This window comes from Ravibacter arvi, from assembly GCF_039540405.1.
GTDB classification, from domain to species: domain Bacteria; phylum Bacteroidota; class Bacteroidia; order Cytophagales; family Spirosomataceae; genus Ravibacter; species Ravibacter arvi.
The window spans coordinates 261,899-282,788 of sequence record NZ_BAABEY010000018.1 but is presented as its reverse complement, the minus strand read 5'-3'; the positions used below and the strand labels follow the sequence as shown (position 1 = coordinate 282,788).

Below are 20,890 nucleotides of genomic sequence, written 5' to 3'. Positions count from 1 at the left end.
AGCCTCACAGCTTACAGCTCACACCTCAAGGCTCACGGCTCACCCCTCAAAATTAACTTCTAAAACCTTTGAGTCCATTGAACCAGAAACCAATACCGACAGTGCCTTCTCCCAGCGGATTCGCTGGACTCATCGGCGTCTGTCAGAACGATATAACGCCTCCTGTCGGCATTTATGCCCGAAACTGGGGGGCAGCGACGCACGACGTCGCGGAGGGAATTCACCGGCCGCTTACGCTCACCTGTATAACCTTTCAACAGCACAGCAGCGATCAGCCGCTGGTGCTACTCGGCGCCGATCTGGGGTGGTGGAAGAATTCGGAGCATGAAGTAATCCTGCGGCACGCGATCCTCTCGCAGTTGTCGCTGCCGGAACAAAATCTCATGTTTTGCCTGTCGCACACCCATGCCGGTCCGGGGATTTGCCTGGATGACGCCAACAAGCCCGGCGGAGAGCTCATCCGGCCTTATTTCGACCGTCTCATCACCGCCTCCGTTGACGCCGCCCGTAGAGCACTGCAAAACGCTGGCCAGGCGATTCTCACCTGGCAGTACGGAGCGTGCAACCTGGCCGTCAACCGGGAATTGCCGGACCCGGCCGCTGACCGTATCCTTACCGGATATTACCCGGGCCAGCCGGCAGACAATACGCTGCTGGTAGGAAGAATTGCCCGGGAGAACGGCGAAATACTCGGCACGCTGGTAAACTATGCGTGCCACCCGACCACCCTGGCGTGGCAGAACCGCCTGATCTCACCGGATTACGTAGGCGCGATGCGCGAAACCGTAGAATCTGCCACCCATGCACCCTGTTTTTTCATGCAGGGCGCTTCCGGTGAATTATCTCCGCCGCAGCAATTTGTTGGCGAAACGGCGCTTGCAGACCGGTATGGCCGGCAAATCGGCTATGCAGTATTGTCTACGCTCGCTTCCATGGAGTCTCCGGGAGCGCGTCTTGCTTACAAAGGCGTTGTAGAGTCAGGCGCATCGCTCGGCATGTGGGAACCGGAACCGGTACAGGTGTCCGGCGACCTGAAAGCCACCCTGGTATCGGTCGCCTACCCGATCAAAGATTTTCCTCTGTCGGCCGAGCTCGAAGCAGAATGGTCTGAGTGTACCGACAATGTACTAAAAGAGCGGCTATGGCGCAAATTGTGCATCCGGAAGGCGATAGGCGACGGCGATACGGCCAAAGTATCGCTCTGGATCTGGCAGGTCGGTGATTCGATCCTGGTCGGACAACCCAACGAAGCCTATTCCGGGTTCCAGCAGTCGGTCCGTGAAGAATTTTCAACGCGCGCGGTTGTCGTCATGAACCTTGTGAACGGTTCTATCGGTTACCTGCCCCCCCGCCCGCTTTATCAACTTAACACCTACCCGGTCTGGCAGACGCCATTCGCGGCCGGTTCACTCGATCTGCTCATGAAGACCACTTCTGACACCGTCGGCCAACTTCTTGCAAACTGATGGATATTAACCTTTCGACCCTTGATCTTGTCATTTTCGGCGTCTACATCCTGGCGGTACTGGCCCTGGGACTGTATGCCTCACAAAAAGGAAAACAGACCAAACGCGATTACTTCCTGGCAGGCGACAAGCTGCCCTGGTGGATGATCGGCGGCAGTATCATCGCTGCCAATATCAGCAGCCACCATCTGGTGGGCGCAATGGGCGCCGCCTACGACCGCGGCTTTGTCGTGATCGCCATGGAGTGGGGCGCTATCCTGGTCGGTTTCAATGCGCTGCTCTGGATATTCCTGCCGTTTTATATCCGGAATGGGTTCTACACTGTACCGGAATTCCTGCAGCGCAGATTCGGCGCAGCCACGCGGTCTACCTATGCCTTCCTGATTCTGCTGACCTATGTTTTCGTGGAAATCAGCGCAGTACTTTACCTCGGCGCGCTTGCACTGCATGCCTTGCTGGACATCCCGGTTTTCACCAGCATCCTGGCCCTTGCGGCGCTCACCGGTGTCTACACCATCCTGGGCGGGTTGCGCGCCGTAATCTGGACCGAAATGATGCAGCTCGTCATTCTGGTTATAGGCGGGGCCATTCTTACCGTAGCGACCATGAATGCCGCAGGTGGAATCGACACCCTGCTCGCTACCACCCGGGATTGGCATTTGTTTCTCCCGGCAGATGACCCCGACTTTCCCTGGACCATGTACCTGGGCGGCGTCCTGTGTATCAGCACGTTTTACTGCGCTACCAACCAGTTCATAGTACAGCGCGTTCTGGCGGCGAAAAATGAATGGCATGCCCGTATGGGCGTCATTTTCGGTGACTACCTGAAATTCCTGGTACCACTCATTATCACGCTTCCCGCGCTGGTTGCCTACAAGATCGTACCAAACCTGGAAAAGCCGGACCTGTTATTCCCTACGCTTGTAAAACTACTCTTACCTTCCGGTTTGGTGGGCCTTGTAATGGCCGGGCTGATCGCAGCGGTAATGTCTCACCTCTCCGGCGCTATCAATTCGTGTACCACCATCCTGACAGTAGACGTCTACCTGGCCTTTTTTAAAAAGGACGCCACGGAGCAACAGGCGGTCCGGTTCGGCCGCCTCGCAGGAACGGTTATTATATTGCTCGGCATTCTGTGTACGCTGCTGCTCATGCAATATTCGCACAAACCCATTTTTATTTACCTGATGAACGCCTACGGGTTGTTCACGCCGGGTATTGCCACCATGTTCCTCCTGGGAATCCTGTGGAAGCGTACTACCGAGCCGGGTGCGCTGGCCGCCGGTATCCTGACCATCCCGCTTTCGATGGCACTGGAGTATTTCTTCCCGGAAATGCCCTTCTTTAACCGTACAGGCATCGTTTTCTGGATTTGCATGGCTACCTGTGTCGCCGTCAGCCTGTTGACTAAACCCAAACCGGAAACCGAGCTGGAAGGACTGATCTGGAGCAAAGAAAGCCTTACGCTCAGGCCTGAAGAAAAAGAACAGCAGCAGGGTTGGCGCAACCCGGTCATCTGGTGGGCCATTATCACAGCAATGGTGCTGTTCTTTTATCTGAGATTCCCTTGAAAAGAGGGGTGAGGTATGAGGTGTGAGGTACAAGCTCCCCTCACACCTCATACCTCACCCCTCAAACCTCAAAACACATGAAAAATACATTTCAGCATCCGAGAAGGACTTTTATCAAATCAATTGGTCTGGCCACCGTCGGCTTGGGCCCGGCTTCGGCCCTGGCCTCTCCGTTAATAGCTGATCCGGCGATTGGCAAAATGGCGGAAAAACCCGCTTTCAACATGAGCGGCTATGCTGCGCCGAAGCTGGAGAAGATCCGGCTGGGAATTATCGGTCTCGGCAACCGGGGCATGGCCGCACTCCAGCGGATGCTCAGGATTGAGGGAGTAGAAATTGTTGCGCTATGCGACCTGCGCGAAAGCCAGGTGGCAAAAGGTCGCGAATATGCGGCAAAGGCAGGACAGAAACCTACCGCCTACCACACAGAACCCGATGCATGGAAAAAAATGTGTGAGCGGAAAGACCTTGACCTGGTCTACATATTAACCCCCTGGAACCTGCATACACCACAGGCGGTTTTCTCGATGAATCACGGCAAACATGTTTTCGTGGAAGTACCGGCTGCGACCACGCTCGAGGAATGCTGGGCACTGGTGAACACTTCCGAAAAAACAAAAAAACATTGCATCCAGGTGGAGAACTGCTGTTATGACTTCACCGAAATGATGGTCCTCAACATGGCCCAACAGGGTTATTTCGGGGAGATTATTCACGCAGAAGGAGCGTACATTCACGACCTCGCCGAGCTTTTCCTGGGCGACCGCTTCTACCAGAAATGGGAATTGCAGCAGGCAGTAGGCAAAATGGGGAACCTTTATCCTACCCATGGCCTGGGCCCTATCTGCCAGGTGATGAACATCAACCGGGGAGATCGGATGGAATACCTGGTGTCGACTTCCACCAATGACTTCACCATGGCGCCCCTGGTAAAAGAAAAAGCAGAAAATGACAATAGCCTTAAGCCTTTCGTCGGCAAGGCTTTTAACGGCAATATGAATACCACCACCATCAGGACCCTGAAAGGGAAAACAATGGTAGTTCAATACGATGTATCGTCCGTACGCCCTTATTCGCGGATTCACCTGGTAAGCGGTACAAAGGGGGCCGCCCAGAAATTCCCGTTGCCGGCCCGGATTGCCAATAGCCACGAGTGGCTCAGCGAAAAGGAGTACCAGGAGCTGGAAGAAAAATTTACTCCGCCGATAATCAAAAAAATAGGCGAAATTGCAAAGAAAGTAGGCGGTCATGGCGGCATGGACTTCCTGATGGACTGGCGGAATATTGATTGCATTCGCAACGGGTTGGCCATGGACCAGGATGTGTACGATGCGGCGCTCTGGAGCTCTATTACACCGCTGAGTATTGCCTCCGTAGCCAATCGTTCCAATTCGGTGGATGTACCGGATTTCACAAGGGGCAATTGGAAAACCAACGCACCGGTAGATTTGTCGCTTAAAACAGGAGCAACCACGCAGGTAAAAGAGTAGCAGGAATCCCCTAAAACGAAAAATCCGGTTATGCAGGCCAGGATATGTGCACTTCTGGATGAGAAAGACTTCCAGGGATTAGACCAATACCTCGGCGAAAATCCGGGATTGGCCAACCAGGGTATTCCATTTGACAATGTCAACACCACCCTTGCACACCCGCTGCACCGCCTGTGTGACCGCGTATTTTCCGGCGCTTATACCGAGGTCGAAGCACTCAGAATGGCCATGATCCTGGTAAATCACGGCGCCGATATCAATGGAAATGTAGGAGAAGAAGGGCAAGACTCGCCGCTGACCGCAGCGGCGAGCCTGCATGCCGACGAAATGGCCCTTTTTTACATCGAAAAGGGGGCCGATATCCACCACAAGGGATGTTATGGCGGTACCGCCCTGCATTGGGCATCATGGTGCGGCCGGCCGGTCGTTGTTGAAAGACTAGTCAAAGCCGGTGCATTCCTTAACGCCCGGTGCACCCAATTTAAGGCTACACCACTCCATTGGGCTATAAACGGGCTCGGACGTGCCGAAAAAAACGGCCGGACCGGGCATTTGAGCTGCCTGCGCCTGCTGATCCGGGCGGGAGCGGACACCGCGATTCCCGATGGCGAAGGCAAAACCTTCTCTGAATTGCTGACTTCAATCGACCCCGGCGAGCTATCACTTTGAGCTTTCCGATTCCCCCAGTTTATTCCTAACTTTGCAGCCGAATAAAAAGGAGGAGTCTATTCGTTTATGCCAGTCAAAATACCCGACAATTTACCGGCCATCGAGCTGCTAAAAAAGGAGAACATATTCGTAATGAGCGACCTGATCGCCGACGTCCAGGACATACGACCACTTCGTGTGTTAATCCTGAACCTGATGCCGATCAAGATTTCCACGGAAACCGACTTTGTGCGATTGCTTTCCAACAACCCGCTCCAGGTGGAAATTGAATTTCTGAGGTTGGATACCCATACCTCGAAAAACACCTCGCAACAACACCTGGAAATGTTTTACAAAGGTTTCAGGGAAATTAAAGACAATTTCTACGACGGGATGATCATAACGGGCGCGCCCGTAGAGATGCTCGACTTTACCGACGTCACCTACTGGCACGAGCTGACGCAGATTTTCGATTGGGCCAGGATCCACGTGACCTCATCGCTTTATATTTGCTGGGCGTCGCAGGCTGCGCTTTACCATTTCTACGGGATTGATAAGATTCCCCTTAGTCAAAAGCTCTTCGGGGTATTCAGGCATACGGCCAGCATCAGCAAACACCCGCTTTTCCGGGGATTTGACGATGAATTTTTCATACCGCACAGCCGTCATACCACCATCCGTAAGGAAGACGTCGAGACGAAGCCCGAAATTTCCATCCTGTCCGAATCTGACGGTGCCGGGCTTGCGATCATGTCCTCGAGAGGCGGGCGGGAATTTTACCTTACCGGCCACTCCGAATACGCACCGTTGACCCTGCATGAAGAGTACACGCGGGACGTAGAAAAAGGGCTGAAAATTGACGTGCCGGAACACTATTACGCCGGGAATGATCCTGCTAATCCGCCGGTGGTCCGTTGGGCCGGTCACGCAAATTTACTGTTCAACAACTGGCTCAACTATTTCGTTTACCAGGAAACACCGTTTGACATACGGAAAGTAAAGGAACTCGGGGAGATTGGCGGAGCGAACGGTGACCGATGAGTGATAGCCTGGCGGAGATCCTGCAGTTTACTTATCCGCTCCCCCAGACATCGTTGGAGCAGATCCGGGAAATTTGTGAGGAAAAACATTTTGCAAAAGGCCATCTGATCATTCAAAACAACAGGCTGGCTCAAAATCTTTTCCTGATCAAAAAGGGGATCGTGCGGGCATATGCCCAAGCAGATGGCCATGAGATCACCTTTTGGTTTGGCAAGGAGGGTGACCCGGTCATCTCCATGAAAAATTATGTGGAGAACCGGAATGCGTACGAGTCGGTTGAACTCCTGGAAGACTGCGTGCTTTTCCAGATCAGTGTAAAAGACCTCCGGGAACTCTATCTGAAAGATATCCATATTGCCAACTGGGGGCGACGCCTGGCGGAAAAAGAATTGATCAGGGCTGAAGAAAGACAGATTTCCCGCGAGTTTAAAACCGCCAGGGAACGTTATACCGAACTGATGCAGCAGAACCCGGAACTATTGCGCCGGGTTTCCCTGGGCAACATCGCTTCTTACCTCGGCATTACGCAAGTCAGCCTCAGCAGAATCAGGGCCGAGGTACGCTGAAGTTTTTTTATCATTTGTAAAATAGTATTTCAGCCTCCGTGCCGAATTTTGTCAAACCATTTTTTGACACTATTAACACAAAAAAACATGAGCTGGATATTCTTGATTCTCGCCGGTTTGTTCGAAGTCGGATTTGCTTCTTCCCTGGGAAAGGCGAAAACGGTCACCGGAACGGAAGCCTTTTGGTGGTACGGAAGCTTTTTTATTTGTCTGACCGTCAGTATGCTTTTGCTGATCAAAGCCACACAAACCCTGCCCATCGGTACCGCCTACGCGGTTTGGACCGGAATAGGGGCAGTCGGAACCGTCCTGGTGGGTATTCTCGTTTTCAAGGACCCGGCCAGCTTCTGGAGAATATTCTTTATTATAACCCTGATCGGATCCATAATCGGCCTGAAGGCGGTATCCGGTTAGAAAATACGTCCTTCAGCCCTTGAAAAATGAGTGAACAGAGGAACGAGTCGGTCTCCGTCAGGATAGCGGCAGACGATAATGATTTCGAAGAGGTAAAAAAACTGGTCCTGGCCTACGTCGACAGTCTCGGATTTGATATTTCGTTTCAGAATTTCGATGCCGAGATCGCTTCACTCCCGACCATGTACGGACCGCCTGTTGGCGGGATGTTCCTGGCCGTGGTAGACGGGGTCAATGTAGGCGTGGCTGGGATCAGGCGGCTGAACGACACCGAGTGCGAGCTCAAACGCATGTATGTAAAGCCGGGCAACCGCGGGCTTGGCCTGGGCAGAAAGCTGATAGATGCTTGTGTAACCCATGCAGAAAACCTCGGCTACAAGGCCATTAAACTGGATACCACTACAGACATGAAACCGGCAATGGAACTGTATCGGTCCTGCGGCTTCCGGGAAATTCGGCCCTACTACTTCAACCCGCAGGGCAATGCGAAGTATTTCTCACTCGCCCTCACATAACCGAGGGTCGGCTGCCGGGCTTCCCGGAAATGAGTCTCTACAGGAAAAGCACCCATCCACCATGTTCACGCCATTAAATAACCCCGTTTGGCACGCGCTCGGGGAAGCCCACGCCCCTTTCCGGCTGGAGCTGCAGGACAATGTCCGTTTCTATCACCCCGATTATTGCCGGTTTGGCGCTTTCTCAGCCCCGGCTGACCTAACGGATAGTATAAATCGGTATGCCGCGCAATCGGGAGCGCCTTTTTTTCTCGTCGGGGAAAATCCCAGCGTCACCGCCCTCCAAGGCCAATTAGAAGAAGTGGTCTGCGATCAAATGGTGCTTCATGATCCGATAAAGGCTACCATAAACTACCCTATACAGGCGCTGAACGGCGGCTACGAAGACGATTTGTATGCGCTCGTCAACCTGGTGCAACCGGGTTATTTTTGTCCCAGGACACCTGAAATGGGCGCCTATTCCGGAATTTTCGTCGAAGGAAAGTTGGTAGCTGCTGCCGGTGAACGCATGAAACTTGCCTCATTTACTGAAATCAGCGCCGTCGTCACACACCCGGAATTTACGGGAAGAGGGTTTGCCAAACAGCTCGTCGCGCACTGCGCCGACAAAATTTACGGAGAAGGCAAAACTCCGTTTTTGCACGTGACAAGTAATAACGAATCGGCAATAGGTCTTTACAAGAAGCTCGGGTTCCGTTTCAGGAGAAAAATGAGTTTCTGGAAAGTGACTTATAACCGGACGAACTTTTCGAGCAAGGAATAGTTGCGGGCATCCGCTTCCCGCAAAGCCCGGATGTATTTAGTCCTGGTTTCGCCCCATTAACCAGGTTACGACATCCTCAACATTAAAAAAATGCTATATACAACATCTATTTATTATATTAAAATGCTGCAAACAGCATAATTTATTCTCCAAACAAATATCGAACCCAAAACAAAAGCCGGTTAAGGTAAACCCTCAACCGGCCTGAAAACCTGCCAGCGGCGTCATTTCAATGCTTGCCTGACCTGAATTGCTCCATCAGTCAATAAAAATTCTGCTTGTAGTCCTCTACAGCAGTCTTGATTACTTCTATTGCCTCTTCCCGGCCATAAACGTTAGTGATCTGTATTTTGGCTTCCTCTCCCGGAAGGTTTTTGTAGGTCAGGAAGTAGTGCTTCAACCGCTCGATTACATCCCCCGGTACTTCCTCAAGGTCGGTATACACGCCAAACACTACGTCTCCTTTCAGAACGGCAATGATTTTATCATCGGCCTCCCCGCCGTCAATCAACCGGATTCCGCCGATAGGACGGGCATCGCAGAGGAGATCTCCGTGGGGGATGATTTTTTCGCACAATACCAGGATATCGAGGGGGTCACCGTCGCCGCAGGTAATTTCCCTGCCGGATTTTTCACGGGCAAGCTGTGCAATTCCTTCAGCGCAGTAGGTTTTTGGGATAAAGCCATACAATGCCGGAACGATATTCGAATATTTCTGAGGCCGGTCGATTTTCAGATAACCGGTATTCTTTTCTATCTCGTATTTAACCGTATCGGTGGGAACAATTTCAATAAAGGCTGTTACGATATTCGGTGCTTGTTCCCCTATCGGGACACCATGCCACGGGTGAGCCTTGTGTACGTTTGCGTTCATGTAATTACTCAAAAATTAATAGTTACTTGGTAAAGTCAGCTATGTTTTGGTTCGATTGTGTTATCTGTTTTTTCGGCGATACTATACTCACTGGTCTTTGACACGAACTGTTTGATAAAAAGCTCGCCTAGAAAACCGGCCAGGAACATCTGGGCGCCGACAATAATAAAAACCAACGCCAGAAAGAACAAAGGATTGTCTGTAGCGTTCCTGAATTTCAATCCCACGTACAGGTTATACAGTTTTTCGCCGATCACCCACAGGGTCATAAAGCTTCCCAGCACGAACATGAGGGTACCGATACTCCCGAAAAAATGCATGGGTCGCCGGCCGAACTTGTTGACGAAAGCGATGGAAAGCAGGTCCAGGAACCCGAAGAGAAAACGCTCCAGGCCAAATTTGGTATGCCCGTATTTCCTTGCACGGTGTTCAACGACTTTCTCGCCGATCCTGCCATAACCATTCCATTTCGCGATTACAGGGATGTACCGGTGCATTTCCCCATAAATGGTAATGCTCTTTACGACCTTCTGGCGATAGGCCTTGAGACCGCAATTAAAATCGTGAAGCTTGATGCCGGAAATTGCCCTGGTCACGGCATTGTACAATTTGGTAGGAATGGTTTTGGTGAGCGGGTCGTACCGTTTTTTCTTCCACCCGGACACGATGTCATACCGGCCGCTGTGAATCATCTCGTACAACTCCGGAATTTCATCCGGACTATCCTGTAAGTCGGCGTCCATGGTAATCACCACTTCTCCCCGGCTGGCCTCAAACCCGGTTTGGAGTGCAGCCGTCTTTCCGTAATTTCTTACAAAACGAAAACCGCGTACCCTGTCATTTTCCCCGGCAAGCTCCTCCACTACCCCCCAGGAGTTGTCGGTGCTCCCGTCGTCGACCAGCAAAAGCTCGTAGGTAAAATTATTCTCGGCCATCACCCGTTTCACCCAGTCGTGCAGTTCCCGCAACGATTCGTCCTCGTTGAACAGGGGTACTACGACTGAAATCTGGATCTTCGGATCGGCCATAAGGGCTCCTTGCTGTGGTTTGGGGCAAATGTCGGAATTTAATCCCTTAAAACCCCAGATAATACGCTTTTAGATATGCTTTAAAGGCAGAATCATAATTCTTACCGTTTTCTTCATAAATATACAACAGCTCCCGGTTTACCTCCCCGACAGCCGTGACGGGAGGAATGCCTTTCCTGAAGGTCATCATGCGACGAAAAGGCGACAGGCCTGGCCGGTGTGCCAGCACCAGCTCACGGGTTAAATACCAATATGACGGTACGTGCAGTTTCTCGAAAACCAGGCTTTCTTCGAAGGGCAATAATACGCTGCACCGGCCTCCCGTTTCCAGCAACCGGTCTGAGGCGGCCAGAAGGTCCGCAAAGCTCAGGGAATCGGAATGGTGCGCCAGGTTCGCCTTTGCATCCGGCGATTTGAGGCTGTTCTGATAAAAGGGTGGATTCGTGACAATGCAATCGAACGGCGCCGGTGGTAAAAAATCCTGAACGGCCGAACGATGAACGGTAAGCCGACCGGCAAACGGACTCTCCGAAAAATTATATTGGGTTTGCCGGAAAGCGCCTTCTTCAATCTCGACACCCTCAATTCCCGCCTCTTCGTTCCTTTGCGCCACCATAAGCGAAAGCAGGCCTGTACCCGTACCTATGTCCAGGATGCGCATGGCTTTCTCCACATCGGCCCACGCCCCGAAGACGCAGGCGTCGGTACACACCTTCATGGCGCTGAGGTTTTGATGAACCGTAAACGATTTGAAACTAAAAAAATGATTCCTTGGCAAAGATGTTCGGTAATTTAAGCCCCCTCCCTATACTTCTGATTCCCAGACTCCGGCAAGCTCGACCAGTACCTGTGCTGCCTTTTCCATATCCTGGACCGAAACCCATTCCTGCCTGCTGTGAAAAGCGTGTTCGCCGGCAAAAATATTCGGGCAGGGCAAACCCATAAAGGACAGTCTTGAACCGTCGGTACCGCCCCTGATGCTTCGGCGTATCGGCGTCAGGCCGGCTTTTTCCATCGCTTTCAGAGCATACCCCACGACCTGAGGATGCTGCGCGAGTATTTCTCCCATATTGCGGTATTGCGCCTTCACCTTCATTTTATAGGAAGAACCGGTGTAACGCGCCATAATGTCCTCTACCAGTCCTCCCAAAAACGCTTCCTTTTCCTTCAACCCCTCTTCGGCAAAATCGCGCACAATCAGCTCCAGTACCGCGTGTTCCTGCTGCGCCTCCAACCTGACCGGGTGAAGAAACCCCTCCCGGTCCTGTGTAGTTTCGGGTGAAAGGCGGTTTTTCGGTAAAGCGTTTACAATGTCGGAAGCTATTTTTATTGCATTTTCCATTTTTCCAAATGCAAAACCCGGGTGGGTGCTCACGCCAAACACTTCCAGGAGCACGCTGTCGGCCGAAAAAGTTTCGTCTTCCAGGCTGCCCAGGGTTTCACCGTCGACCGTGTAGGCATAATCCGCACCCAGTTTCTCAAGGTTCACGTGCTCCGTTCCCCGCCCCACCTCCTCGTCCGGGGTAAAGAGTATTTTTATCGTACCATGCTTCCGCGAGGGGTCTGCCTGCAGCCAGGATACCGCTGTCATAATGGCCGCCACTCCCGCCTTGTTATCGGCACCCAGAAGAGTAGTACCGCCGGCCGTTACAATGTCATTCCCGATCTGGGCAAAAAGATCCGGATGATCTTCCGGTCGTATAACCTGGGCGGGATCATCCGGCAACACAATTTCCCCACCCTGGTAATTCCTGTGAACAACCGGACGGACATTGGCGCCCGTCACATCAGGCGAAGTATCCATATGGGCGCAAAAACAAATTACAGGAATGTTGGTCCTCGTCGTATTGCCGGGCAGCGTGGCGTACACATATCCGAACGCATCCATGTGGGCATCCTCCAGCCCCAGCTCAAGCAATTCCGCCGCAAGCACCCGGGCAAGGTCTTTCTGTTTTTCGGTACTCGGAAAAGTATCCGAAGCGGGGTCCGACTGCGTATCGATCTGTACGTACCGGAGAAAGCGCTCCAGGACCGTGTCATTTTTTGTCATAGCACATACCAGTTTTTCAGCCGGCTCAACTCAGTTACGACCCATTATTGGCCCACGATCCCGGCAAGATCTGCCGGCGAATAGTAAATATTTTTCAGGGTTTTGTCGTCCCCTTTTCGGTACACGAGATACATCCCGTTGTCCTCTTTGTAGTAGCATTCTGTTCCCTTCGCTTCATAGTGCTTGACGGTAGCCTCGGCTTCCTCCACCGTGTGGCAGGCCTTCGACATATTGGACCGCTGCACTTCGTCAAAAAGCGCCTTAAATTTCCCGCCCAAACCAAACTCAAGGATCGCCCCCGATAATACATATTGGAGATCGCAAAGCGCGTCTGCCACTTCCACTATATTTTTATCTTCAATCGCTTCTTCCAGTTCCTTCAACTCCTCCGCCAGGAGCGACACGCGAAGGCGGCAACGTTCCTTCGACGGAATCGCGGGATCCGAAAGAATGGGATGTTTAAAGGTCTGATGAAACTCGGCAACCTGGTTGAGACTATCTGGTGACTTCATTACAATGCTTATTTTTAGAATCCGCAAATATAGCCAGTCGGATTCAAGACAGTTGATGAACCAGGAAGAAATTGTCCTTGATCAGTTTTATGGCAATGGCCAGGAGGATAATCCCGAAAACTTTCCGCATCACTTCCAATCCGCCCTTTCCCAGCTTTTGTTCGATATATCCCGACGACTTGAGCACCAGGTATATAAAAATAAGGTTAAGCACCACCCCCACAACGATATTTTGTATTTCGTAAGCGGCCCGGAGCGAAATCAGCGTAGTCATAGTGCCGGCGCCCGCAATCAGCGGAAAGGCGATCGGAACGATGGAAGCGGAGGACGCTTCCAAGTCTTCGTGATGGAAAATATTACGGCCGAGCACCATTTCCATCCCGATAAGAAAAATAATCAGTCCCCCGGCAACGGCAAACGACGAGACATCCACTCCGAAAAGGCCGAGGATACGATTGCCCACAAACAAAAATGCAAACATGATCCCGCCCGCCACCAGCGTCGCCTTCTCCGACTGTACATGACCGGTTTTTTTGCGCAGGTTCACAATCACCGGCACACTGCCTACAATATCAATCACTGAAAACAAAATGAGGGTAACCGAAATAATTTCCTTGAAGTTAAAATAGTTCATGCGTTTGATAGGTTTGAGGTGTGGGCTGTGAGGTGTGGGGCCTGCCCCGCAGATCGTGCGTAGGTCGGGCCGCTGCAAAACAGATTTCTGATTTCCGATTTCTGATCTCCGATTTCCGATTTCCGGTCCCCGATTTCCGCCCCCTGCCGTTCTCTTCGTTTGTTGATTTCACAAATTTGAAAAAAATTAGCGAAGGAATGTGCTTCACCGGGCATTTCAGTCTCCGGCCTTCGGTTGTGCCGCGCGGATGGTGGATCCGGATACAAAAAAACGTATATCCCTGCTTCGCCGTATCTTTGTAGCGTTTTAGCCTGTCTGCACAAAATGCCGGGCCAACTGCATCGTATTATATGGATAAATTCGACCCGAAACCGGTACTTAATCAAATCCCCCATCAACCGGGCGTTTACAGGTATTTCAATGACCGGGACGAAATTATTTATGTGGGGAAAGCAAAAGATCTCCGCAACCGGGTAAGCAGCTATTTTGTCAATTCGAATCAGCACAGCAGGAAAACCCGGCAACTGGTTTTCCAGATCCGGCGTATTGAGTTCACCATCGTCTACACCGAATGGGAAGCGCTTTTGCTGGAAAATCAGCTCATCAAGAATTATCAGCCGCGATTTAACATCCTGCTCCGGGACGACAAAACGTATCCCTATATCTGCATTACGCGTGAACGTTTCCCCCGCATTATCAGCACCCGTAAGGTAGACCGTTCAACCGGTGAATACTTCGGCCCTTTCGCGTCGGTCCGGACCATGCACTCGCTGTTTGACATGTTTCGCGCCCTGTACAATATACGGTCCTGTCAGTTGGTGCTCTCCCCGGAGAATGTAGAGGCCGGCAAGTTCAAGGTTTGCCTGGAATACCACATCAATAACTGCAAAGGGCCATGCGAAGGTCTGGTCTCCGAAGCCGAATACCTGGCTGAGGTCGAGCAGATCAGGCAGATTCTTAAAGGGAACCTTGCTCCCGCAGAAAATTACCTGAAACAGAAAATGGCTGACGCTGCCGCCAGGATGGAATTCGAAGAGGCGCACCGTTGGAAAATCCGGTACGACCTCCTCGGTGACTACCAGAACAAAACAACCGTTACCAACGCAAAAATCGGCGATGTGGATGTGCTCACCGTAGTATCGGATGAAGAATCGGCTTATTTTAATTTCATGAAAGTCGCCAACGGGCATATCATTGCCACGGAAGCGATGGAGGTGCGCAAAAAAATGGACGAGAGCGACGCCGAGCTACTGGCCATGGTATTGGTGGAAATGCAGCAGCGCTACGGCGACGAAGCCCGTGAAGTACTGTCGAACCTCATGCCGGAGGGAGAGCTGAATAAACCCGTTTCGGTCCCCAAAATCGGCGACAAGCGCAAAGTCGTGGAACTGTCCCTTAAAAACGTCCTGTTCTATCGCCGCGAAAAAGCTGAGCAGCGTGCGGCCGAAACTACTGCAACTACTTCCCGGAAAGACCGTGTACTGATCAAGCTGAAAGCCGACCTTCAGCTAAAATCGCTTCCGCGGCATATTGAGTGTTTTGACAACTCCAATATCCAGGGCACCAACCCGGTCGCCTCCATGGTATGCTTTAAAAACGCCCGGCCTTCCAAGAAAGATTACCGCCATTTCATGATCAAGACCGTGGAGGGGCCCAACGACTTCGCGTCGATGCATGAGATTGTTACCCGCCGCTACACGCGTATCCTCAATGAAAATGAACCGCTCCCCGACCTGATTATTGTAGACGGCGGAAAGGGACAACTCAGCGCGGCATGCGACGCACTGAAAGCCCTGGGGATTTACGGCAAAGTTCCGATCGTCGGCATCGCCAAGCGACTGGAAGAGATTTATTTCCCTGAAGACAGTGTGCCGGTATACATCGACAAACGTTCGGAGTCGCTGAAACTCATCCAGCAGATCCGGGATGAGGCACACCGCTTTGCCATTACTTTCCACCGCGACCGCCGCAGTAAAACCAGCCTGGTGAGCGAACTGGAAGGTGTGGAAGGTATCGGCAAGCTTACTGCAACCAAACTTCTGAAACATTTCAAATCGGTGAAAGCGCTCCGGGAACATTCCCTGGAGGAAATTGCCGAAGTGGTGGGGAAAGACAAAGCCGGGAAACTAAAGGCACATTTTGAGCGGACATTGTTGTAACGCACTACCTGGCCTGGCACGAACCTCCGTATCTTTGTTCTTATGAATGAATATTTCAAAGAACAACTGGACCTGCTGAAATTGGAACGGCGGGTCGACGAGGAGACCTATGAACAGAATATCAGGAACACCGGGGTTCAGCAGCAGCGCGAAAACGGCTTTGTCTGGTACCCCATCGCCATACGGGGACAGGATACCGGCCGGGGCGGCTATGTTTCGCTTGAAGTAGAAAGAACCACCCACCAGCACCTGATCCACACCCTTCAGAGCGGCAGAAAGGCCGAGCTGTTTTCCAATTACAACCCGGATGAAGCTGGTGCGAAAGGCATTATTCAGCATGTGGGCGGCGATCGGCTGCGCATCACGCTTTTTGTAGATGAGCTCCCCGACTGGACCCGTCATGGCAAATTGGGAATCCGCGCACTCTTTGACGACGATAGCTACGACGCTATGGAACTGGCCCTTACTACGGCCGGGAATACCTACGATCAAAACAGGCTGACAAGAATATTAACCGGGAAGGCGGTTCCTACTTTTGATGACTCACTTCCGCCTGTCATACTCCCTTATCTGAACCCGTCGCAGAACGAGGCGGTAAATAAAGTCCTTTCTGCCAACGACCTCGCCATCGTGCACGGGCCTCCCGGTACCGGGAAAACTACCACACTGGTGGCCGCCACACTGGAGCTTCTGAAAAAAACGTCCAAACCGCTGCTTGCCATTGCCCCCAGCAATACGGCAATTGACCTTTTGTGCGAACGTCTGGCACAAAAGGGCGTCCGGGTAGTCCGGATCGGGAACCCGGTACGTGTGAGCGACGAACTCCAGGAGTTAACACTGGACCACCGGATTTCGGTTCACCCAGATTTCAAACGCATCAGGGAGCTGAAGAAAAGAGCTTCCGAATTCCGGAACATGGCCCACAAATACAAGCGCAATTTCGGCCCGGAGGAAAGGCAGCAACGCAAGGCACTTTTTGCAGAAGCCGGGCGCATCAGCCATGAAGTTGCCCACCTGGAAGATTTTATCACGGAAGACGAGCTCCACCGCGCCCAGGTTATTGCCGCCACGCCGGTAGGCGCTTACCACTATGCCATCCGCGACCTCTCTTTTGACACCGCCCTTATCGACGAAGCGGGCCAGGCCCTGGAAGCCGCCTGCTGGATACCGATATTAAAAGTAAAAAAGGTTATCCTGGCCGGCGATCACCTGCAGCTCCCGCCCACTGTCAAATCGGAAGAGGCTGCCCGGAAGGGACTGACCCTTACTCTGATGGAAAAATGCGCCGGGTATCATCCGGAAGCGACGGTTCTGCTCAATGAACAGTACCGCATGCATGAGAAAATCATGTACTACCCCTCCGAAACCTTCTACGGGTCACGTCTGCAGGCGCATGAATCAGTACGAACCCAAACTTTGTTTGACCATGACCTCCCGCTCGAATTCATAGATACGGCCGGCTGCGGTTTCGAGGAACAGCCCGTTTCCACAAGTTTTGTCAATCCCGAAGAAGGGCAATTGCTCGTGACTGTATTGTTTGACTACCTGCGGGGCCTGAAGCTGGAAAACACGCGGTCCGACGAAATTACCGTGGGAGTGCTTTCGCCTTATAAGCAACAGGTGGAACGCTTAAAGTCTATGGTCACCGCCCACCCCGACTATGCCAACTGGTCGTCTCAGCTTACGGTTAATACAATTGACGGCTTCCAGGGCCAGGAGCGCGACATAATGGTGATAGGGATGGTCAGGAGCAACTCCGAGGGGAAAACCGGATTCCTCAATGAAACACGAAGGATGAATGTAGCCATGACCCGTGCCCGGAAAAAGTTAGTGGTAATCGGTGACAGCAGCACCCTGGGCGCGCAGCCATTTTACGAGAGGTTTATTACCTATGCACAGGAAAATGAATTCTATCGCAGCGCCTGGGAGTATATGGATTCCTGAGAATTTGTAATTTAGGTTGGAAGTCGGAAATCGGAAGTCGGGAATCGGAAGTTGGTTGGGCCGCGCAGGTCGGACCGCGCAGGCTTTGGTCGCTGATACCGGCCGTTGATTTTGATTTTTATCGAAAGTAGAAGGTATGAGCACCAGCGGGTCGCTTGTTTGCGGCTTGTGCCCTGTACCTTTATGATTATTCCGCTAGTCCGATTGTTCCATTCCGCGTATTATAATTGGCGGTCATCGTGTTTCCTGTATGAAAAATCTTACTGCGTCCCGAAAACCACACCGGAACGGCCTGCTTTGGGCTACCGGCTTTTTTATTGGCTCGATTTCAAGTCTCTATAGTCAATCCGCCCTGAAACAGGAAATCAGCCGGGATGCCGCGGCAATTGAATCCAAGGTGATTGCCTGGCGCCGTGATTTTCATCAGCACCCGGAGCTGGGTAACCAGGAGGTCCGGACAGCGGGGATAGTAGCTGCACATCTCAAAAGCCTCGGATTGGAAGTAAAGGAGGGCGTTGCCGTAACCGGCGTGGTAGGCTTGCTGAAAGGCGGAAAACCAGGGCCGGTAGTGGCGCTGAGAGCCGATATGGACGCCTTACCCGTGACGGAACGGGTAGATCTGCCGTTCAAATCGACCGTCACCACTACTTTCAATGACCAGAAAACAGGCGTCATGCACGCCTGTGGCCACGATGCGCACGTGGCTATGCTTATGGGCGTAGCCGAAATACTCGCGAAAAGGAAAAACGAAATTCCCGGCACCATCAAGTTTATTTTCCAACCTGCGGAAGAAGGCATCAGCGGGCTTGATACCTACGGCGCCAAGCAAATGGTTGAGGAAGGAGTGTTGGAAAACCCGGCGGTAACTGCCATTTTCGGGCTTCATATCAGCTCGGTAGTAGAGTCCGGCCATATCCGGTACCGGCCCGGCGCCACTATGGCTTCTGTCGACGAATTCCGCATTGCCGTTCACGGTAAACAGAGCCACGGCGCCCGCCCCTGGACGAGTGTGGACCCGGTCGTCACCTCGGCGCAAATTGTCAGCTCCCTTCAAACGATCGTCAGCCGCAACCTGGATATTTCCAGTTCTCCAGCGGTGGTTACCATAGGCGCTATTCATGGCGGTATCCGTTACAACATTATTCCCGAATCGGTAGAGATGCTGGGCACGATCCGTACTTTCAGCGACGATCATCAGAAACTTATCCACAAGCGCATCGGAGAAATCGCCACGCATGTAGCGCAAAGCGCGGGCGCCAAGTCCGACGTCCGGATTGACAAAATGTACCCGGTCACCTACAATGACCCTAAGCTTACGGAGGTTATGGTGCCTACCCTTGAAAAAGTAGCCGGCGCCGACAAGGTACAGATCTTCCCGCTGCAAACCGGCGCTGAAGACTTCAGCTATTACCAGAAAAAAGTACCGGGCCTTTTCTTTTTCCTCGGCGCCAAGAAACCCGGGATTCCCTTAGAAGAGGCTCCGCCCCATCACACTCCCGATTTTTATATAGACGAAGCCAGCTTTGTCCTGGGCGTAAAAAGCCTGGCCACCCTGGCGGTAGATTTTCTTCAAAGTAAACACAAATTGATTTCACCCTAATGCGTACCCTTTTGCTGGGCGCCCTTCTTGCCCTTATTACCCTTCCGATTCCGGCCCAGGATCATTCTGCCCAATTGCGAAAACTGCTGTTGAACCCGGAATCCGAAACCGTGCTGGTCGCGGCACACCGGGCTTCCCACCGGGACTTCCCCGAAAACTCCATCCCGGCAATCCGTCACGCCATTCAAACCGGCGTCGACATTATCGAAATTGACGTAAAAACCAGTGCAGACGGCGTTCCTTTCCTTATGCACGACCGGACCATTAACCGGACCACCACCGGGAAAGGAGATCCCGAAAAAATGAGCTGGCAAGCACTCAGAAGCCTTTTTCTGCTCCATAACGGGCAGCCTACGGAGGAGCGGATTCCGACGCTGGAAGAAGCCTTACGGGAAGCAAAGGGAAAAATCCTTGTAGACCTGGATATGAAAACGGATGACGTGGAGGCTGTCGTGGAAGTAATCAATAAAACGGGTACCCAGGAAATAGTTTTTGTCTTCGACGGCGACCCCGAAGTCCTGAAGCGGGTCCGGAAAATCAGCAAGCTGATGGTAATGCCGCGTGGCGACGATCTGGCATCCGCCCGTGAAATGCTGAATACCTTTTTCCCTGTTGTGCTGCACATTGACCCCACTTTCAACACCGCTGAAACCGCCAGCCTGATCAAGTCAAAAAAAGCGCGCATCTGGATCAATGCCCTGGGTGAAACCGACCGGGCAATAGCCGCCGGGCTCGGCCGTTCGGCACTTGAGCCGCTGCTGGCGCACGGCGCCAATATAGTTCAGACCGATGAGCCTCAACTGCTGAAAGGGCTGCTGCACCAAATGGGAAAGCGCCCCGATTTCGCCGGCAATCTTACCGGAAGCGCTGAAAAGAAAATGCTTTATACGGCCCACCGTTCCAAATGGCGGCGCCGGGCTCCTGAAAGCACAATTGCCGGCATGCGGGAAGCACTTAGCCGGGGAGCCAATTACCTGGAAGTGGACGTGCGCACAACAAAAGACAACGAAATTGTAATCATGCACGACGGGACATTGAAGCGAACCACCAATCTGAAAGGCGCCGTAAGGGATTTTACACTCCGGGAGATCAAGCAGGCCTATGTGAAACGGTCGGGGAAACAACGTGTCCCCACGCTTCAAGAGGTGGCCGAAACCGTATCGGAGTGGAACCGCACAAGTACTGTTCCGGCCTGCTTGTATGTGGACTGCAAAAATGTCGACCCCGGGCAGCTTATAGAAATACTCAAGGCGTCGGATCTAGTCCGGCACTCGGTATTTTACGGTTCGGATGATTTTCTTTCCCGACTCCGTGAAGTTGAGCCGGCGGCGAGACTCATGCCTGCACTCCGGTCTGCAGCTGAATTGGACGCAAAAGCAGCCCGCTTAAGGCCTTATGCTTTTGACATTGACTGGAAACAACTCGATAAAGGGTTAGTTGAAGCCGTTCATGCCTATGGCATCCGGGTATTCACCGACCTGCTCGTGTTCCATGACAAGCGCAAAAATTACCGGAAAGCCGCAGAAATAGGGGTAGACGTCATACAGACAGATCGCCTGAAGCAAGCGGTGAAAGGAAAGTAACCTGCCGCCGGGAAAACGTTTTTAGGTCGTCA

19 protein-coding genes are annotated in these 20,890 nt (G+C 52.3%); 13 read left to right on the top strand and 6 right to left on the bottom strand.

Annotated features, from left to right (window positions below):
- The first annotated feature begins 77 nt into the window (after positions 1–77).
- From ABD852_RS09710 to ABD852_RS09670, 9 genes are all read left to right on the top strand, one after another.
- Positions 78–1,466, top strand: a complete 1,389-nt coding sequence (locus ABD852_RS09710; RefSeq protein WP_345028231.1) for a neutral/alkaline non-lysosomal ceramidase N-terminal domain-containing protein — start codon at positions 78–80, stop codon at positions 1,464–1,466.
- Positions 1,466–3,037, top strand: coding sequence for an SLC5 family protein (locus tag ABD852_RS09705; protein ID WP_345028230.1), 1,572 nt, complete (start codon positions 1,466–1,468; stop codon positions 3,035–3,037). Before ABD852_RS09710 ends, ABD852_RS09705 begins: the two co-directional genes overlap by 1 nt.
- Before the next feature lie 77 nt (positions 3,038–3,114).
- Positions 3,115–4,527 (top strand): Gfo/Idh/MocA family protein, encoded by a 1,413-nt coding sequence (locus ABD852_RS09700; protein WP_345028228.1) that lies wholly within the window; start codon positions 3,115–3,117, stop codon positions 4,525–4,527.
- 30 nt (positions 4,528–4,557) lie between these two features.
- Positions 4,558–5,196 carry an ankyrin repeat domain-containing protein gene (locus tag ABD852_RS09695; RefSeq protein ID WP_345028225.1) on the top strand — a complete coding sequence of 213 codons (639 nt, stop codon included), beginning with the start codon at positions 4,558–4,560 and terminating at the stop codon, positions 5,194–5,196.
- A 66-nt stretch (positions 5,197–5,262) separates the two neighbouring features.
- A complete protein-coding gene (metA, locus tag ABD852_RS09690; RefSeq protein WP_345028221.1) occupies positions 5,263–6,216 on the top strand; it encodes a homoserine O-acetyltransferase MetA in 954 nt (317 codons plus the stop codon).
- A complete protein-coding gene (locus ABD852_RS09685; RefSeq protein ID WP_345028217.1) occupies positions 6,213–6,782 on the top strand; it encodes a Crp/Fnr family transcriptional regulator in 570 nt (189 codons plus the stop codon). Before metA ends, ABD852_RS09685 begins: the two co-directional genes overlap by 4 nt.
- 87 nt (positions 6,783–6,869) lie before the next feature.
- Positions 6,870–7,196 (top strand): DMT family transporter, encoded by a 327-nt coding sequence (locus ABD852_RS09680; RefSeq protein ID WP_345028214.1) that lies wholly within the window; start codon positions 6,870–6,872, stop codon positions 7,194–7,196.
- A 26-nt stretch (positions 7,197–7,222) separates the two neighbouring features.
- Positions 7,223–7,711, top strand: coding sequence for a GNAT family N-acetyltransferase (locus ABD852_RS09675; RefSeq protein WP_345028212.1), 489 nt, complete (start codon positions 7,223–7,225; stop codon positions 7,709–7,711).
- A gap of 61 nt (positions 7,712–7,772) precedes the next feature.
- Positions 7,773–8,474, top strand: a complete 702-nt coding sequence (locus ABD852_RS09670) for a GNAT family N-acetyltransferase (protein ID WP_345028210.1) — start codon at positions 7,773–7,775, stop codon at positions 8,472–8,474.
- Positions 8,475–8,736: 262 nt separating this feature from the next.
- Here ABD852_RS09670 and ABD852_RS09665 read toward each other — a convergent pair whose 3' ends face one another.
- From ABD852_RS09665 to ABD852_RS09640, 6 genes are read right to left on the bottom strand one after another with little or no spacing between them, the layout of a single operon-like run.
- Positions 8,737–9,348 carry an inorganic pyrophosphatase gene (locus ABD852_RS09665; RefSeq protein ID WP_345028209.1) on the bottom strand — a complete coding sequence of 204 codons (612 nt, stop codon included), beginning with the start codon at positions 9,346–9,348 and terminating at the stop codon, positions 8,737–8,739.
- A 35-nt stretch (positions 9,349–9,383) separates the two neighbouring features.
- Positions 9,384–10,376, bottom strand: coding sequence for a glycosyltransferase family 2 protein (locus tag ABD852_RS09660; protein ID WP_345028208.1), 993 nt, complete (start codon positions 10,374–10,376; stop codon positions 9,384–9,386).
- 46 nt (positions 10,377–10,422) lie between these two features.
- Positions 10,423–11,154 carry a tRNA1(Val) (adenine(37)-N6)-methyltransferase gene (locus ABD852_RS09655; RefSeq protein WP_425568797.1) on the bottom strand — a complete coding sequence of 244 codons (732 nt, stop codon included), beginning with the start codon at positions 11,152–11,154 and terminating at the stop codon, positions 10,423–10,425.
- Positions 11,155–11,181: 27 nt separating this feature from the next.
- The gene (gene pepT / locus ABD852_RS09650) at positions 11,182–12,426 is read right to left on the bottom strand and encodes a peptidase T (protein ID WP_345028205.1); all 1,245 of its coding nucleotides are present in this window, start codon (positions 12,424–12,426) and stop codon (positions 11,182–11,184) included.
- Between the two features lie 44 nt (positions 12,427–12,470).
- Entirely contained in the window at positions 12,471–12,938 is a 468-nt protein-coding gene (locus ABD852_RS09645; RefSeq protein WP_345028203.1) for a pyrophosphohydrolase domain-containing protein, read from the bottom strand.
- Between the two features lie 43 nt (positions 12,939–12,981).
- Positions 12,982–13,572: a MarC family protein gene (locus tag ABD852_RS09640; protein ID WP_345028200.1), complete on the bottom strand. Its 591-nt coding sequence runs from the start codon at positions 13,570–13,572 to the stop codon at positions 12,982–12,984.
- 350 nt (positions 13,573–13,922) lie between these two features.
- Between ABD852_RS09640 and uvrC the strand changes: the two genes are divergently transcribed.
- The 4 genes from uvrC to ABD852_RS09620 all read left to right on the top strand — a co-directional run bounded on the left by uvrC (position 13,923) and on the right by ABD852_RS09620 (position 20,858).
- Positions 13,923–15,731 (top strand): excinuclease ABC subunit UvrC, encoded by a 1,809-nt coding sequence (gene uvrC / locus ABD852_RS09635; protein ID WP_345028199.1) that lies wholly within the window; start codon positions 13,923–13,925, stop codon positions 15,729–15,731.
- Positions 15,732–15,773: 42 nt separating this feature from the next.
- Positions 15,774–17,675, top strand: a complete 1,902-nt coding sequence (locus ABD852_RS09630) for an AAA domain-containing protein (protein ID WP_345028198.1) — start codon at positions 15,774–15,776, stop codon at positions 17,673–17,675.
- A gap of 250 nt (positions 17,676–17,925) precedes the next feature.
- Positions 17,926–19,275 carry an amidohydrolase gene (locus ABD852_RS09625; RefSeq protein WP_345028197.1) on the top strand — a complete coding sequence of 450 codons (1,350 nt, stop codon included), beginning with the start codon at positions 17,926–17,928 and terminating at the stop codon, positions 19,273–19,275.
- The gene (locus tag ABD852_RS09620; protein WP_345028194.1) at positions 19,275–20,858 is read left to right on the top strand and encodes a glycerophosphodiester phosphodiesterase family protein; all 1,584 of its coding nucleotides are present in this window, start codon (positions 19,275–19,277) and stop codon (positions 20,856–20,858) included. The genes ABD852_RS09625 and ABD852_RS09620 overlap by 1 nt, the downstream gene beginning before the upstream one ends.
- Positions 20,859–20,890 lie beyond the last annotated feature (32 nt).

Coding starts and splice junctions, on each gene's coding strand:
- pepT (WP_345028205.1), bottom strand. CDS start 12,426: ATGACAAAAAATGACACGGTCCTGGAGCGCTTTCTCCGGTACGTACAG.
- ABD852_RS09675 (WP_345028212.1), top strand. CDS start 7,223: ATGAGTGAACAGAGGAACGAGTCGGTCTCCGTCAGGATAGCGGCAGAC.
- ABD852_RS09660 (WP_345028208.1), bottom strand. CDS start 10,376: ATGGCCGATCCGAAGATCCAGATTTCAGTCGTAGTACCCCTGTTCAAC.
- ABD852_RS09620 (WP_345028194.1), top strand. CDS start 19,275: ATGCGTACCCTTTTGCTGGGCGCCCTTCTTGCCCTTATTACCCTTCCG.
- ABD852_RS09695 (WP_345028225.1), top strand. CDS start 4,558: ATGCAGGCCAGGATATGTGCACTTCTGGATGAGAAAGACTTCCAGGGA.
- ABD852_RS09670 (WP_345028210.1), top strand. CDS start 7,773: ATGTTCACGCCATTAAATAACCCCGTTTGGCACGCGCTCGGGGAAGCC.
- ABD852_RS09645 (WP_345028203.1), bottom strand. CDS start 12,938: ATGAAGTCACCAGATAGTCTCAACCAGGTTGCCGAGTTTCATCAGACC.
- ABD852_RS09700 (WP_345028228.1), top strand. CDS start 3,115: ATGAAAAATACATTTCAGCATCCGAGAAGGACTTTTATCAAATCAATT.
- ABD852_RS09705 (WP_345028230.1), top strand. CDS start 1,466: ATGGATATTAACCTTTCGACCCTTGATCTTGTCATTTTCGGCGTCTAC.
- ABD852_RS09665 (WP_345028209.1), bottom strand. CDS start 9,348: ATGAACGCAAACGTACACAAGGCTCACCCGTGGCATGGTGTCCCGATA.
- ABD852_RS09685 (WP_345028217.1), top strand. CDS start 6,213: ATGAGTGATAGCCTGGCGGAGATCCTGCAGTTTACTTATCCGCTCCCC.
- ABD852_RS09630 (WP_345028198.1), top strand. CDS start 15,774: ATGAATGAATATTTCAAAGAACAACTGGACCTGCTGAAATTGGAACGG.
- ABD852_RS09640 (WP_345028200.1), bottom strand. CDS start 13,572: ATGAACTATTTTAACTTCAAGGAAATTATTTCGGTTACCCTCATTTTG.
- metA (WP_345028221.1), top strand. CDS start 5,263: ATGCCAGTCAAAATACCCGACAATTTACCGGCCATCGAGCTGCTAAAA.
- ABD852_RS09625 (WP_345028197.1), top strand. CDS start 17,926: ATGAAAAATCTTACTGCGTCCCGAAAACCACACCGGAACGGCCTGCTT.
- ABD852_RS09680 (WP_345028214.1), top strand. CDS start 6,870: ATGAGCTGGATATTCTTGATTCTCGCCGGTTTGTTCGAAGTCGGATTT.
- uvrC (WP_345028199.1), top strand. CDS start 13,923: ATGGATAAATTCGACCCGAAACCGGTACTTAATCAAATCCCCCATCAA.